The following is a 13,416-nucleotide window of genomic DNA, read 5'->3' on the forward strand; positions in this document are numbered from 1 at the left end:
TAGGGAAGCGTCCACCGAACGAAGACCAAGTTGACCCCCAATCGTTACTCCACGATCGGCGACGAGCTGTTCGCCGCCGGCCGCTTCGACGAAGCCCTGTCGGCCTATCGCCAGGCGCTCGCCGCCTCGCCGCGCGATGCGCAGGCGCGCATGGGGCTCGATGCGATCCTCGAACGCGCCCGCACCGCGCAACCCAACGCACAGCTTCGGACCTTGTTGCTCGAAGCCTATGCCGATGAGGGCGCCAACTGGGACGCGGTCGGCTGGGGCGCGGCCAACCAGCTCGTGGTCGGTTGGCCGGCCGACAACGACCTGCAGCGTCTCGCCGCCGATCCGCTGTTGCACGCCTTCCTGCGCAAGTCGCTGAACCGCGACGCCGATCTCGAACGCAAGCTGCTGGCGCTGCGCAAGGCCGTCGCGGCCGCCGAGCCCGGCCCACAGGTCGGCGAGCTGATCGCCTCGCTCGCCGAGCAGGCGTGGCTCAACGAGTATGTCTGGCCCGACGATCCGGCGATCGTCGACGAGCCCGCGGCGACCATGTTTCGCCCGCCCGCCGTGGCCCGCGCCGAGGTCGTCGAGGAACAGAGCCTCAAGGTCTCGATTCCCGAGATCGCGCCCATCACCGATGCCGTCTCGCTGTCGGTCCAGGCGATGTACGAGACCAATCCCTATCCGCGCTGGACGCATCTCGCGCGTCGGCCGACGGTCGACGTGCGTGCCGCCCTGATGCGCGATTTCCCGCATGCGACCCCCGTCGAGTTCGGCAACGGACCGCTGGAAGTGCTGATGCCGGGTGCCGGCACGGGCCAGCATCCGCTGACCGTGGCCTCGTCCTACGCGAACGCCCACGTGACCGGCGTCGATCTCTCGCGCGCCAGCCTCGCCTACGGCAAGCGCATGGCGGCGCGTTACGGCGTCGACAACATCGAGTTCCTGCGCGGCGACATTCTTGACCTGCCGAAACTGGGTCGCACCTTCGACCATGCCGAGTGCGTGGGCGTGCTGCATCACATGGCCGATCCGAAGGCCGGCCTGCAGGCGATCTCCGACATGCTGCGGCCCGGCGCCTTTTTGCGGCTCGGGCTCTACGGCGAGAGCGCGCGTGCGCTGGTGGTGAAGGCGCGGCGCGACATCGAGATGGCGCGGTTGCCCTCGACGCTCGACGGGCTGCGCGAGTTCCGCCGCAAGGTGATGAGCGGCGAATGGCGGCGGCTGCGGCCGCTCACCGCCTGGGAGGATTTCTGGAGCGCGAGCCTGCTGCGCGACCTCTGCTTCCACGTGCAGGAGCATCGCTTCACGATCTCGCGCCTGCGCACCTTCCTCGAAGGCAGCGGGCTGCGTTTCCTGGGGTTCGAGTTCAACGTCGGTGCGTCGCAGAGCGCGGCGGCCAATGCCGGCCCGCTCGAACTGTATCGCGCGCGTTTCCCGACCGAGCGCACGATGTCCGACCTCGCCCGCTGGGAACAGCTCGAGCGTGAGAAGTCGAACCTGTTCCCGGGCTACGCCTTCGTCTGCCAGAAGGCGTAGGGAGCCGAGCAAAGCTGGGCTCAGTCCGCGAAGAAGCCCGGTCCGCCGCGGCGCTTCAGTTCCTCGCCGGCATCGTGGCCCATCGCGTCGGCGTCGGCGGCGGCGCCACGGCGTTCGGTCTCGATCACCGTCGAGCCGTCGGGGCGGGCGATCAGCCCGCGCAGGTGCAGCGTGCCATCCGTCAGGGTCGCGTGGCCCGCGATCGGCGTGCGGCAGGATCCGTCGAGCGCGGCCAGCATCGCGTGCTCGGCGCGCACGCGGACGGCGGTCGCTTCATGGTTGATGGCCGCGAGCCAGCCGCGGATCTGCGCGTCGTCGGCGCGGGCCTCGATGCACACCGCACCCTGTCCGACCGCCGGCAACATCTCCGATTCCGGGATGGCCGCGCCGACATTGGGTTTGCCCAGGCGCTTGAGGCCGGCGAGCGCCAGGATGGTCGCGTGAACGGTGCCGTCGGCGCGCCTGGCCAGTCGCGTGTCGACGTTGCCGCGTAAGGTGACGATCTGCAGGTCGGGCCGACGGTGCAGCAGCAACGCCTTGCGGCGCAGCGCCGAGGTTCCGACGATCGCGCCCTGCGGCAGCGCGTCGATGCGTTCGAGGTCGCCGGCGATCAGCACGTCGCGTGCATCCTCGCGCGGCAGGAAGGCGGAGATGGCGAGGCCCGGGGGTTGCGCGGTCGGCATGTCCTTCATGCTGTGCACGGCTGCATCGATACGACGCTGCAGAAGCGCCTCCTCGATTTCCTTCACGAAAAGGCCCTTGCCGCCGGCTTCCGACAGCGGCCGGTCCTGGATGACGTCGCCCGTGGTGCGGATCGGTACGATCTCGATGGCGCCGGGGCCGGCGAGCGCGGGAACGGCCCTGGCCAGCGCGTCACGCACGAGGCCGGTCTGTGTGAGGGCGAGTGGGCTGCCGCGCGTGCCGAGCCGAAGGAGGGGTACGGTCATGCGGGCTGCTCTAGCGTAGGTCGCCCGCTCACGCCAGATGAGCGATGCATCGGCGGGTCCCGCGACCCCGTCGTTGCGGTCTTTCTGCATTGTCGCCGGCGCGGTTGTGTGTCCTGTTGCCGCCGGGCGATAGTCGGCGGATAGAGGGCCGCATGAGCCAGGATTTCCAGATCGTTCCGCTGTTCGCCACGCCGATCGTCATCCACGACGTTCCGGACTCGGCGGCGCTCAACGCCGACCTGCGGCGGGTCATCCAGGAGCGCGAAAAGTCCCATCCGGGCAAGCAGGCCTCCAACGAAGGCGGCTGGCAGTCGACCTGGGACATGGATCGCTGGGGTGGCGTGCCGGCGCTGAAGCTGCTGGCGATCGGACGCAACACCGCCAACCGGGCGACCACCGACCGGTCGGGCACGGCGGGCGCGGGACCGCATCCTGGCCATTTCGCCGTGACGTGGCGCGCCAACATGTGGGCGAACATCAATCGCACCGGCCACGGCAACCTGCCTCACACCCATCCCGGCGCCTTCTGGTCGGGCGTCTATTACGTCGACGATGGCGGCATCGCCGAAGATCCCTCGCTGGGTGGGGCGCTCGAATTCATGGACCCGCGCGGGGCGGGACCGACGATGTACGCGCCGCACCTCGGCTTCGCCATGCAGGGTGGGCTGTCGGGCGGAGTCAACGAAGCGCTGCTGCCGAAGGCCGGCCGGCTGGTGATGTTCCCGTCATGGCTATTGCACCAGGTGCGGCACTATCGCGGCACGGCCGAGCGCATCTCCATCGCCTTCAATCTCAGCCTGTAGGCGCGTCATGCGTGTCATGGGCATCGAGACGAGTTGCGACGAGACGGCCGTCTCCGTGATCGAGGCGCCGGCCGGCACGCAGCCGGTCGGCCGGATCCTTTCGAACACCGTCTACAGCCAGCTGGCAGAGCATCGCCGCTTCGGCGGTGTCGTGCCGGAGATTGCCGCGCGCGCGCATCTCGAACGGATCGACGGGCTGGTCGCGCAGGCACTCGACGAGGCGGGCGTCGGCCTCGCCGATCTCGACGGCATCGCCGCGACGGGCGGGCCGGGGCTGATCGGCGGCGTGATGGTCGGCGTCATGACCGCCAAGGCGCTGGCCTTCGCGCACGACAAGCCTTTCATCGCCGTCAATCATCTCGAAGGGCATGCGCTGTCGGTGCGCCTGACCGAGCCGGTCGCGTTTCCCTATCTGCTGCTGCTTGTGTCGGGCGGCCATTGCCAGCTGCTGACGGTGCGCGGACCCGGCGACTTCACGCGGCTCGGCACGACCATCGACGATGCGGCCGGCGAGTGTTTCGACAAGACCGCCAAGCTGCTGGGCCTGGGTTTTCCCGGCGGCCCGGCGGTCGAGAAGGCGGCGGTCGGAGGCGATCCGAAGCGTTTCGCGCTGCCGCGGCCGATGTGGCGCAAGCCGGGCTGCGACTTCTCTTTCTCCGGACTCAAGACGGCCGTGCGCCAGACGGGTGAGAAACTGCCGGCGGGGGATCGCCAGGCCGTCGCCGATCTCTGCGCGTCCTTCCAGCGCACGGTGGGCGATGTCTTCGCCGACCGTTGCACCAATGCGCTGGGATTGGCGCCCTCCGCCACGCTGGTCGTGGCCGGTGGCGTCGCGGCCAACGTCTATCTGCGCGGCCGCCTCGAGGAAGTCGCGGCCTCGCACGGAGCGACCCTGGTCGCGCCGCCGGTCAGGCTGTGCACCGACAATGGCGCGATGATCGCCTGGGCGGGCGCCGAGCGGCTGCGTCTCGGCCAGGTCGACACGCTCGATTTCCGGCCGCGGCCACGCTGGCCGCTCGACCCCGCCGCCGCCAATCGGGTGTAGACTGCCGTCATGAGCAACCCGCCGCTCGCCTTCGAGACCGTCGCCGCCTTTCCGACGCCGATCCTGGTCATCGACCTTCCCGATGGCGCGCAGCTCAATGCCGCCCTGTCGCCGACGCTGCTGAAGCGCGAGGCCGAGCAGCCCAGCAAGTCGCACAGCACGCTGGGCGGCTGGCAGTCGACCTGGGACGTCGACAAGTGGGCCGGCGTGCCGGCCATCAAGCTGCTGGCGGTCGCGCGCAACGTCGCCAACCGCGCCACAGTCGACCGCGCCGGCCAGCCGGTCTCGATCATGTGGCAGGCCAACATGTGGGCGAACATCAACCGCAGCGGCCACGGAAACGAATTCCATTCCCATCCCGGCAGCTACTGGTCGGGCGTCTATTACGTCGACGACGGCGGCATCCAGGCCGATCCGTCGCTGGGTGGCGAGCTCGAGTTCATGGATCCGCGTGGACCGGCGCCCGCGATGTACGCGCCGCACCTTGCCTTCGCGTTGCCGGGCGGTCTGTCGGTGGGCACCAACCAGACGATCGTGCCGAAGGCGGGACGGCTGGTGATGTTCCCGTCCTGGGTGCTGCACCAGGTGCGGCCCTACCGCGGCACCGCGCAGCGCATCTCCATCGCCCTCAATCTCAGCCTGTGACGGGGCTCTCGCATATCGGCATCGTCGGCGGCGGTGCCTTCGGGACGGCGCTCGCCTGTCTCGGGCGACGCGCCGGCCGTCGGGTCACCCTGTGGTCGCGCGATCGCACCGTGTCGGCGGCGATCGCCGATCAGCGCCGCAACGAGATCTACCTGCCGGGCCAGCCGCTCGATGCCGGCATCGAGGCGGCGGCGACGCTGGGCGAGCTGGAGGCCTGCGATGTCATCCTGCTGGTCTGTCCGGCGCAGGCCGTGCGGGCCTTGGCGCGCGATCTGCCGGGGGCCGCGCCCGTCGTGATCTGCGCCAAGGGCATCGAGGCTGCGACCGGCCTGCTGATGCCCGAAGTGCTGGCGGAGGTGCTGCCGGGCCGGGCGGTCGCCATGCTGTCGGGGCCGAGCTTCGCGGAAGAGGCGGTGCAGGGACTGCCGACGGCGGTCAGCATCGCGACCGGAGATGCCGGCCTGGGGCGGGACCTCGCGGGCGCGCTCGCCGCGGGCATGTTCCGGCCCTACTGGACCGACGACGTCGTGGGCGTGTCGCTGGGCGGCGCGGTGAAGAACGTGCTGGCCATTGCGGCCGGCATCGTCGAGGGGCGCGGTTTGGGCCACAACGCCGCCGCCGCGCTTGTCACGCGCGGCTTTGCCGAGATGGCGCGACTGGGCCTCGCCATGGGCGCCAATCTCGAGACGCTGACGGGGCTGAGCGGCCTGGGCGATCTCGTGCTCACCTGTCACGGTCCGCTCTCTCGCAACCGCGCGCTGGGCGCCGCGCTGGGCAAGGGCACATCGCTCGCACGCTACATGGAAGGCCGGCGGCAGGTCGTGGAGGGAGCGGCGACCGCGCCGGCGGTGCTCGAACGGGCCGCCCGGCTCGGCATCGAGATGCCGATTTGCACCGCCGTCGATGCTATCCTGCATCGGGGCGCGGATCTCGACGAGGCGATCCGGGGCCTGCTGGCGCGTCCGCTGCGCCGTGAAGGCAAATGATGCTGGGGGAATGACATGGCTTATTGGCTCATCAAGTCGGAGCCGTCGGCGTATTCGTGGGAGCAGTTCATCAAGGACAAGAAGACGTCCTGGACCGGTGTGCGCAACGCCCAGGCCGCACTCAACCTCAAGGCCATGAAGCCCGGCGACCAGTGCTTCTTCTACCATTCCAACGAGGGCAAGGAGATCGTGGGCCTCGCCGAAGTCGTGAAGGCGGCCTATCCCGATCCCACCGACGAGGCCGGCAAGGCCGTCACGGTCGACGTGAAGGTCCTGGGCCCGGTGAAAAAACCCGTTACGCTGGCGGCGATCAAGGCCGAGCCGAAGCTCAAGGATTTCGGCCTGGTGCGCCAGTCGCGCCTCTCGGTCGTGCCGGTCTCCATCGAGCAGTGGAAGCTCATCGAGAAGATGGCCAGGTAGCCCGACGGCATCCGGCAGCACCGTCATGGTCGACAATACCCGCGGCATCGTGGCGATGCTGGCGTCGGTCGTCGTCTTCATCTTCAACGATGCGCTGATCAAGCTCGCGGCGGAGAACATGCCGTCGGTGCAGGCGATCGGCATGCGCGGCCTGTTCGCCACGCTCTGGTGCGCGCTGGCGCTGCTGGCGACGGGAACCTGGCGCAAGATCTCCTATGCCATGCATCCGCAGGTCATGCTGCGCAGCGGGCTGGAGGCCGCCGCGGCCATCATCTACCTGATCGCGCTGTTCCAGATCCCGTTCGCGATCGCCACGGCCGTCAACCTCTCGATGCCGCTCATCCTCACGGTGCTGGCCGTCCTGGTGCTCAAGGAGGATGTGCGCTGGCGGCGCTGGACGGCGGTCGGGCTCGGCTTCGCGGGTGTCCTGCTGGTGATCCAGCCGCGGCCCGGCGACATCAACGGCTGGACCTGGGTGGCGCTCACCGGAACCTGCCTCAGCGCCTGTCGCGACGTCGTCGCCCGCCATCTTCCGCCGGCCGTGCCGACGCTGGTCGTCTCCTTCTCGACGGCGATCACCGTGGCGATCGTGGGCTGCATCTGGGCGTTGATCGAGGGCTGGCAGCCGATCGATGCGCGGGCCTGGGGCTATCTCGTCTCGTCTTCGCTGCTCCTCGCCATGGGATACCAGTTCCTCGTGATCGCGCTGCGCTCGGGCGGCGAGATCTCGGTGATGGCGCCCTTCCGCTACTCGTCGATCCTGTGGGCGCTCGCCATCGGCTACGCGGTGTGGGGCGAGGTCCCCAACACCCTGGCGCTCGCCGGCATCGCCGTGATCGTCGGATCAGGTCTCTATATCCTTCATCGCGAGCGTGTCAGGCGTTAGCGAACGCCGACGAACTGGCGCCTATTTCGCGACCCAGGCTGCATAGTCGCGTGCGACCTCCTCGACGGCGGTGTCGTAGAACCGCTTGCCGTGTTCCGGCGTCGCCTGGTTGGGGTCCGAGCCGATGCGGCCGTCGGGAAAGGCGCGGCGATAGTCCTCGGCGTCGGCGAAGCTGCCGGTCGGGGCGATGCGCGGCTCCATCTCCTTGCGCTGGATCGTCTCGGGATACTTGTACCAGGTGAGGGCGACCTCCGACGCGGTGGCGTGGCTGCCCTCGCCGGTCGGGTAGAGCTCGGCGCTCAGCCGCTTGATGCCCGGCCCGTCCCACCAGTTGCGCAGCGCGCATTTGATGGAAGGCTGGTTGCTCATGCGCTCCATCGAGCGCTCGGCATAGATCTCGGAAAAGGCGGCGGTGACGGTGGCGATGTTGCCGCCATGGCCGTTCACGAAGAAGAAGCGCGTGAATCCATGGCGGGCCAGCGAGACCACGGTGTCGCGCACGACCGCAATCAGGGTCGTGGGCTTCAGCGTGATCGAGCCGGCGAAGTCCAGGTGATGCTGCGCCATGCCGACGGAAATGGTCGGCGCCACCAGGGCGCCGGCCTTCTCGCCCGCGCCGCGCGCGATCATCTCGGCGGTCAGCGCGTCGGTGCCGATCAGCCCGGTCGGCCCATGCTGCTCGGTCGAGCCGATCGGGATGATGATACCGGTCTTGGTCTTGAGATAGTCTTCGACGAACTGCCAGGTCTTGAGCTGAAGCTGCACGAACCGAAACTCCTGTGATGTGACCGCAGGATGCGTCGCTTCGTGCAGCGAGACAAGGATGCCGGCAGCTGGAGGTCAGCCCGGCACGACCTTGGCGGCCAGCCGGCGCTTGTCGAGATCGGCCAGCGCCTTGTCGCGGGCGTCGGCGATCTGCTTGGCCTCGATCGTGCAGAGTTCCCGGTTGGTCGAGCTGCAGCGCGTGTTGACGAGGTCGATCTCCGCCTTGGCGCCGGCCTCGATGCGCTGGCGGATGCCGGCATAATGGGCGTCGCGTGCCTCGTCGCTCGGGAAGGTCGCGGGCGTCAGGATGACCATCACGCGCTCGGGATACTTGTTGTTGGCGCCGGAGGCTGCGTCGATGGCGACGCCGACCAGCCCGCCCAGCAGGATGTTGCCCACCGTGGCACCGGTGAAGCTCGACACCAGGACCTCGTTGGACTGTTCGTAGCCTTCGAGATTGCAGGCGAGCGTGACGGTTTCCTTGGAACGCGAGAGGGTGGTCTTGCCGGGCGTGGGCTTGATGAAGCCGATGGCAGTGCCCTGCCGGTTCACGGTGCAGGTGGCACCCTTGGGCTCGGTATCGACGTAGACTTCCTGGGTCGTGCCGCCGACCACCGTGGCGCAGGCGGCCGTCGTGGCCAGCAGGCCGACAGCGATCATCAGGCGGCCGACGGCCGCCAGTTTCCCGGAGTTCATTCTCTCGTTTCTCCCCCTGCCGGAAGGCCCGGCCCGGCTTGCTACCACGACGCGCAGAGAGATGGAAAGGACAACTGATGGTCAGTCGGCCTGCCAATACTCGCGGGCGCCCGCCGGCAACCGCGCCAGGACGCGGTCCAGTTCGGCCTGGTCGATATTCTTGCGCAGCGCGGCGGCCACGTCGCGGATCGAGGAGGCCGGTGCAAGGTTATGGTCGGGTCGCAGCGATTGCACCTCGCGGGTCATGACTGCCCGATCCTCGAACGGGCGGTGGGGCTCGTCGAGGTTCCAGTCGGCGACGAAGAGCGCGCGCAGAACGGGCGGCAGGACGTTGGCGAACAGCAGCGCGTCCCTCACGTCGAGGCGGCGGCGGAAGGCCTGAAACACGCCCTGCACCATCGTGTAGGTCTGATGGGTGGTTGCCAGGAAGGAAATGTCCCGCGCGTCGAGCATGAACTGCTCGAAGTCCGCGGATGCACGCTTGTATTCGAAGGGCACCGGCATGGTCGTCAGGGCAGCGGCTCGCCCAGGTTGCCTTCGCTGTTGATCAGCAAAACGCGCGAGGTCGGGCCGAGGCCGACGGCCTTGAACGCTTCGGCGTCGGTGCAGACGCGCATCAGGCCCGCGAGGCCCGCGCAGCCCGACGGGCCGGAGATGATCGCGGGATCGTGGCCGAGCGGACTGGCGTAGAGGCGGCGCGCCGGAAGGACTTCTTCTTCCCGGATGGTCATGAACCAGTCGGCCGCCGCGCCGATGATCGGCCAGGTCACGGGTGAGATCTCGCGGCAGGCGAGGCCGCCCATCACCGTGTCGGCGTCACCGCTGGCGAGTGTCGGCTTGCCGGCGAGGTTGCTCTGGAACCAGCAGTCCGCGCTCTCGGGCTCGACCACGATCGAGACCGGGCGCTTCTCGCACACCGCCCAGAGATAGCCGATCACGGCGGCCGCCAGCCCGCCGACACCCGCCTGCACGAAGACATGCGTCGGAGCCTGGCCCCATTGCTGGACGGCGGCTTCGTGGACGAGCACGCAATATCCGCGCATCACGCTGCGCGGCACCGATTCGTACCCTTCCCAGGAGGTGTCGGAAATGATCGTCCAGTCTCTCGCCTCGGCCTGCCGGCGGCATTCCGCGACGGCGGTATCGTAGTCGCCGTCGACCCGGATCACCTCGGCGCCGCGGGCGCGAATCGCGGCCTCCTTCTCTGCGCTGGTGAACTTGGGCAGGAAGATCACGCAGCGATTGCCGAACAGCTTCGCGCCCGCCGCGACCGATCGGCCGTGGTTGCCCGAGCTGGCTGCGGTGAAGACGAACCTGCCGGTGATCTCGCGATGCTCTCCCTTCATCACGCTTTCGAAGGAGGGCGTGGACCGGTAGGCCTCGCCGACGGCGCTGCTCAGCACATTGGCGACCGCGATCACGCCCCCCAGCGCCTTGAACGCGCCGAAGCCGAATCGCTGGCTCTCGTCCTTAACCCGGATCTCGCCCACGCCCAGCCGTGCCGCGAGCGCCGGCAGCTCGTACAGCGGCGTGGGCTTGTGCACGGGGCAGGCCCTCAGGTCTTCGCAAAGCTCGGGAATCCCGTTGGGATTGATCACGAACTGCTGTTCGCGACCGAATTCGAGGGCGCGGGAGGCGCGCGGATTCTGGGCCAACCAGGGGGCCAACCGGGGGGTCGTCATGACCCGGTCATAGCATGCTAAGGTCCCCAAAACGGAGTGGCCCATGAAGGTGAATGTCGAAGTGACCTGTACGCCCGAGGAGGCTCGCGCCTTCATGGGCCTGCCGGACATCAAGCCCATGCAGGATCGCATCATGGGCGAGATCGAGGAGCGCCTGCGCAACAGCCTGGGCGCCATGAACCCCGAGACGATCTTCAAGACCTGGCTGCCGGCCTCGATGCAGGGCATGGACCAGATGCAGCAGATGCAGCAGGTCTTCTGGTCCCAGCTGGCCAACATCGCCACCGGCGGATCGACCAAGAAAGAGTAGGGCGGAGTTCATGAGCGCGCGTGAAAAGCCGGGCGACCCGAAGCCCTACTACGAGGCCCACGTCTTCTGCTGCACCAACCGGCGCCCGGCCGGCCATCCGCGCGGCTGCTGCGCCGAGCGGGGCGGCGAGGCGTTGCGCGACCACATGAAGAGCAAGGCCAAGGCGCTGGGGTTGAAGAACGTCCGGATCAACAACGCCGGCTGTCTCGACCGCTGCGAACTCGGGCCGACGCTCGTGATCTATCCGGAAGGGATCTGGTACAGGGTGCCGACCAAGGAAGACGTCGACGAGGTGCTCGACACGCACCTGGTGAAGGGCGGCAGGGTCGAGCGGCTGATGCTGAAGCCGGAGGACAAGTAGCCGGTAGAACGCGGCGTCAGGAGGCGCGTCGCGCGAGCCCCTGCGATCCGGCGAAGATGATCAGCACGACGATGATACCCAGCATGGCAGGCCTCCTGAGGGCCTAACGCCGGTGTGGGGCGGTCCGTTTCCTCAACAGGCCGTGACTTCGGCGGGGCCGGGTCGCCGCCTACGGGCGGTCGAGCAGCTCCGTTGCCAGCGCCGCCCATTCAGCCTCCAGCGACTGCTGCGCCACGGGTCGGCCGGCGCGCCGGTACCAGTAGCCGGCATTCGAGAGGTCGCCCTCCTGTCGGTGGAGATGGGCGTGCACGCTGTCGCAATCGGCCTCGCCCTCGTGCGCCTGCACGCATGCGTGAGCCTGGGCCCAGTCACCGCGGCGTACCCACCACAGCGCCTGCAGGGCGGGGCTGGCCCCGGCTGGCGGCTGGTCGGCGATCACGCTGGCGGCGAAGGTGGCGAGAGCGTCCATGGCTCCTCCTAGCGGCGCTTCAGGCGGAAGCGCAGCAGATGCAGGCGGTGCGAGAAGAAGCCCCAGGCCGAGAACTTGAGATAGCGCTCGTAGCGCCTCGTCTGGTCCTTGCCGACCATCTCGATCGCCTCGGCCCGCCGCGCCTTGAGGTTGGCGGCCCAGATCTCGCAGGTCCGGCCGTAGTCGTTGCGGTCGTTGCGGAAGCGTTCGACTTCGAACAGACCGTTGGCGGCGGCCAGGATCTCCGGCAGGCGCGGCAGTTCCGAATCGGGGAAGATGTCTTCCACCAGGGGCCCCATCGGCACTTTGTCGTCGGGATCACCGTAGGCGATGGTCTGCAGGGTCATGCGCGCGTCGGGCGCCAGCATGTCGCGGCAGCGCGTGAAGAAGTGGCGGTAGATCGCCGTCTTGGTCGCCGAATCGTCGCGCGGCTTGGTGAAATGCTCGAAGGCGCCTACGGAAATGATCGAACCGTAGGGCTCTGCCGGCTTGTGGTCGGCCCAGCTCTCGACGCGGATCTCGACGGGCGGCGAGCCGGCCTCGCGGATCGCGGCGCGTGCCAGTTCGGCCTGCGCATCGCTCAGGGTCAGGCCGACGCCGCGCGACAAGGGCGGTGCGTGGTCAGCGCGCGTCGCGACCGCCGCGCGCAGCATGCCGCCCCAGCCGCAGCCGATGTCGAGCAGGCTCGGCGAACGATCGGCGCCGGCGTGGCGCAGGTGCCAGTCGATCTTGCGGCGCTGCGCCTCGGCCAGCGGCCCGGTGTCGCTCTCGTCGCGCCACATCGCCGACGAGTAGGTCATCGTCTCGTCGAGCCACAGCCGGTAAAAGTCGTTGCCGACGTCGTAGTGCGCGCGGATCGCCTCCGCGGATGCGCCGGTGGCCGTTGCCTGATCGATCATCGATTAATTCCAATCTTCATGGCGCCACCATAGTCGATTTGCGCCCCGGTGCCGAAAGGCCGATCGCTGCGGCCTCCTGACCGTCTTGCATCGCGGTTACGTTTGTCCCAGAAATGCCACCACGCGAAGAATGGATTTGGCGCTATGAGCGCGCTTCGTGCAAAAGATCGAGGCAGTCAGGATCGCTCCCCAATGACGACGATGGATGAACCGCAGGGCGTTGGACAGAAGGGTCGCTTCTATCTCACCAAGAACATCTGGGTCCCCCAGGAGCCACTGGAGAAGCTGAACCTCAGGCTCTCCGACTGGATCCTGCGCAACATGCCGAAGCTGCCGCTGGCCGGCGAGGAGGCGTTGAAGGCCTTCCCGGTCCTGTCGGAACTCTCGAAGGTTCACGACAAGATCAAGGCCGATCTCAACTACCTGCTCAGCCACCATGAAGAGATTCCGGCGCTGCACGAAGTCCATCCGCGCGATCTCTACGTGCCGGGCCGGGCATGGCGGACGTTCATCCTGAAGATCTACGGCCATGAGATCACGGCGAACACAGCCGCAGTGCCGGATACGATGGCGGCGATCAATCGCCTGCCCGGCGTGCACACCGCGCTGTTCAGCATCCTGGCGGGGCGCGCGGAGATCGAGCCGCACCGCGGGTCCGCCGCCGGCGTGATCCGTTTCCACTATCCGCTGATCGTGCCGAGCGAGCCGGAGAAGTGCTGGATCGAGATCGGCGGTCATCACTTCTTCTGGGAAGAGGGCGTGCCGCTTGTGTTCGACGACACGCGCGAGCATTGGGTCAAGAACCAGACCGACGAGACGCGCGTCGTCCTGATCATCGACTTCAACGCGAACATGCCGTTCCCGGTGAACCTCTACACGACGCTGCGCTACGAACTCGGCCGTCGCAGCGCCGAAGTGAAGGCGGTGTACGACCGCGCCGCCATCGGCGTGCCGCCGCGCTCGGCCGCCTGATCG

The 13,416-nt window shown here is 68.3% G+C and carries 17 protein-coding genes; 10 read left to right on the forward strand and 7 right to left on the reverse strand.

Annotated features, from left to right (window positions below; translation table 11 throughout):
* Positions 1–30: 30 nt before the first annotated feature.
* Positions 31–1,527: a methyltransferase domain-containing protein gene (locus LJ725_RS23705; protein ID WP_230553418.1), complete on the forward strand. Its 1,497-nt coding sequence runs from the start codon at positions 31–33 to the stop codon at positions 1,525–1,527.
* A 20-nt stretch (positions 1,528–1,547) separates the two neighbouring features.
* Here LJ725_RS23705 and hemC read toward each other — a convergent pair whose 3' ends face one another.
* On the reverse strand, positions 1,548–2,474 hold the full coding sequence (hemC, locus tag LJ725_RS23710; RefSeq protein ID WP_230553419.1) for a hydroxymethylbilane synthase: 927 nt from the start codon (positions 2,472–2,474) through the stop codon (positions 1,548–1,550).
* Between the two features lie 152 nt (positions 2,475–2,626).
* Between hemC and LJ725_RS23715 the strand changes: the two genes are divergently transcribed.
* Genes LJ725_RS23715 through LJ725_RS23740 form a run of 6 tightly spaced genes read left to right on the forward strand, consistent with a single transcriptional unit; the run spans position 2,627 to position 7,259 of the window.
* Entirely contained in the window at positions 2,627–3,277 is a 651-nt protein-coding gene (locus LJ725_RS23715; protein WP_230553420.1) for a 2OG-Fe(II) oxygenase family protein, read from the forward strand.
* Between the two features lie 7 nt (positions 3,278–3,284).
* A complete protein-coding gene (gene tsaD / locus LJ725_RS23720) occupies positions 3,285–4,322 on the forward strand; it encodes a tRNA (adenosine(37)-N6)-threonylcarbamoyltransferase complex transferase subunit TsaD (protein WP_230553421.1) in 1,038 nt (345 codons plus the stop codon).
* A 9-nt stretch (positions 4,323–4,331) separates the two neighbouring features.
* Positions 4,332–4,967 (forward strand): TIGR02466 family protein, encoded by a 636-nt coding sequence (locus LJ725_RS23725; protein ID WP_230553422.1) that lies wholly within the window; start codon positions 4,332–4,334, stop codon positions 4,965–4,967.
* Positions 4,964–5,953, forward strand: coding sequence for an NAD(P)H-dependent glycerol-3-phosphate dehydrogenase (locus tag LJ725_RS23730; RefSeq protein ID WP_230553423.1), 990 nt, complete (start codon positions 4,964–4,966; stop codon positions 5,951–5,953). The genes LJ725_RS23725 and LJ725_RS23730 overlap by 4 nt, the downstream gene beginning before the upstream one ends.
* A gap of 15 nt (positions 5,954–5,968) precedes the next feature.
* The gene (locus tag LJ725_RS23735; RefSeq protein WP_230553424.1) at positions 5,969–6,373 is read left to right on the forward strand and encodes an EVE domain-containing protein; all 405 of its coding nucleotides are present in this window, start codon (positions 5,969–5,971) and stop codon (positions 6,371–6,373) included.
* Between the two features lie 25 nt (positions 6,374–6,398).
* A complete protein-coding gene (locus LJ725_RS23740; protein ID WP_230553425.1) occupies positions 6,399–7,259 on the forward strand; it encodes a DMT family transporter in 861 nt (286 codons plus the stop codon).
* A gap of 21 nt (positions 7,260–7,280) precedes the next feature.
* On the opposite strand, the gene LJ725_RS23745 is transcribed toward LJ725_RS23740, so the two are convergent.
* The 4 genes from LJ725_RS23745 to LJ725_RS23760 form a co-directional block, all read right to left on the reverse strand.
* On the reverse strand, positions 7,281–8,024 hold the full coding sequence (locus LJ725_RS23745) for a creatininase family protein (protein ID WP_230553426.1): 744 nt from the start codon (positions 8,022–8,024) through the stop codon (positions 7,281–7,283).
* Positions 8,025–8,099: 75 nt separating this feature from the next.
* Positions 8,100–8,720 carry a hypothetical protein gene (locus LJ725_RS23750; protein ID WP_230553427.1) on the reverse strand — a complete coding sequence of 207 codons (621 nt, stop codon included), beginning with the start codon at positions 8,718–8,720 and terminating at the stop codon, positions 8,100–8,102.
* Between the two features lie 81 nt (positions 8,721–8,801).
* On the reverse strand, positions 8,802–9,224 hold the full coding sequence (locus LJ725_RS23755; RefSeq protein ID WP_230553428.1) for a DUF2267 domain-containing protein: 423 nt from the start codon (positions 9,222–9,224) through the stop codon (positions 8,802–8,804).
* Between the two features lie 5 nt (positions 9,225–9,229).
* A complete protein-coding gene (locus LJ725_RS23760; RefSeq protein ID WP_230553429.1) occupies positions 9,230–10,402 on the reverse strand; it encodes a diaminopropionate ammonia-lyase in 1,173 nt (390 codons plus the stop codon).
* Between the two features lie 43 nt (positions 10,403–10,445).
* On the opposite strand from LJ725_RS23760, the gene LJ725_RS23765 reads away from it, so the two are divergent.
* Both LJ725_RS23765 and LJ725_RS23770 read left to right on the forward strand, forming a co-directional pair.
* Positions 10,446–10,712 (forward strand): DUF6489 family protein, encoded by a 267-nt coding sequence (locus tag LJ725_RS23765; RefSeq protein WP_230553430.1) that lies wholly within the window; start codon positions 10,446–10,448, stop codon positions 10,710–10,712.
* A gap of 10 nt (positions 10,713–10,722) precedes the next feature.
* The gene (locus LJ725_RS23770; protein ID WP_230553431.1) at positions 10,723–11,073 is read left to right on the forward strand and encodes a (2Fe-2S) ferredoxin domain-containing protein; all 351 of its coding nucleotides are present in this window, start codon (positions 10,723–10,725) and stop codon (positions 11,071–11,073) included.
* 169 nt (positions 11,074–11,242) lie between these two features.
* On the opposite strand, the gene LJ725_RS23775 is transcribed toward LJ725_RS23770, so the two are convergent.
* Positions 11,243–11,542 carry a hypothetical protein gene (locus LJ725_RS23775; RefSeq protein ID WP_230553432.1) on the reverse strand — a complete coding sequence of 100 codons (300 nt, stop codon included), beginning with the start codon at positions 11,540–11,542 and terminating at the stop codon, positions 11,243–11,245.
* Positions 11,543–11,550: 8 nt separating this feature from the next.
* Positions 11,551–12,441: an SAM-dependent methyltransferase gene (locus LJ725_RS23780; RefSeq protein ID WP_230553433.1), complete on the reverse strand. Its 891-nt coding sequence runs from the start codon at positions 12,439–12,441 to the stop codon at positions 11,551–11,553.
* Between the two features lie 192 nt (positions 12,442–12,633).
* Here LJ725_RS23780 and LJ725_RS23785 point away from each other — a divergent pair, with 192 nt between their 5' ends.
* Positions 12,634–13,413, forward strand: a complete 780-nt coding sequence (locus LJ725_RS23785) for an aspartyl/asparaginyl beta-hydroxylase domain-containing protein (protein WP_230553434.1) — start codon at positions 12,634–12,636, stop codon at positions 13,411–13,413.
* Positions 13,414–13,416: the final 3 nt, after the last annotated feature.

Source organism: Reyranella aquatilis, from assembly GCF_020880995.1.
Classification (GTDB): domain Bacteria; phylum Pseudomonadota; class Alphaproteobacteria; order Reyranellales; family Reyranellaceae; genus Reyranella; species Reyranella aquatilis.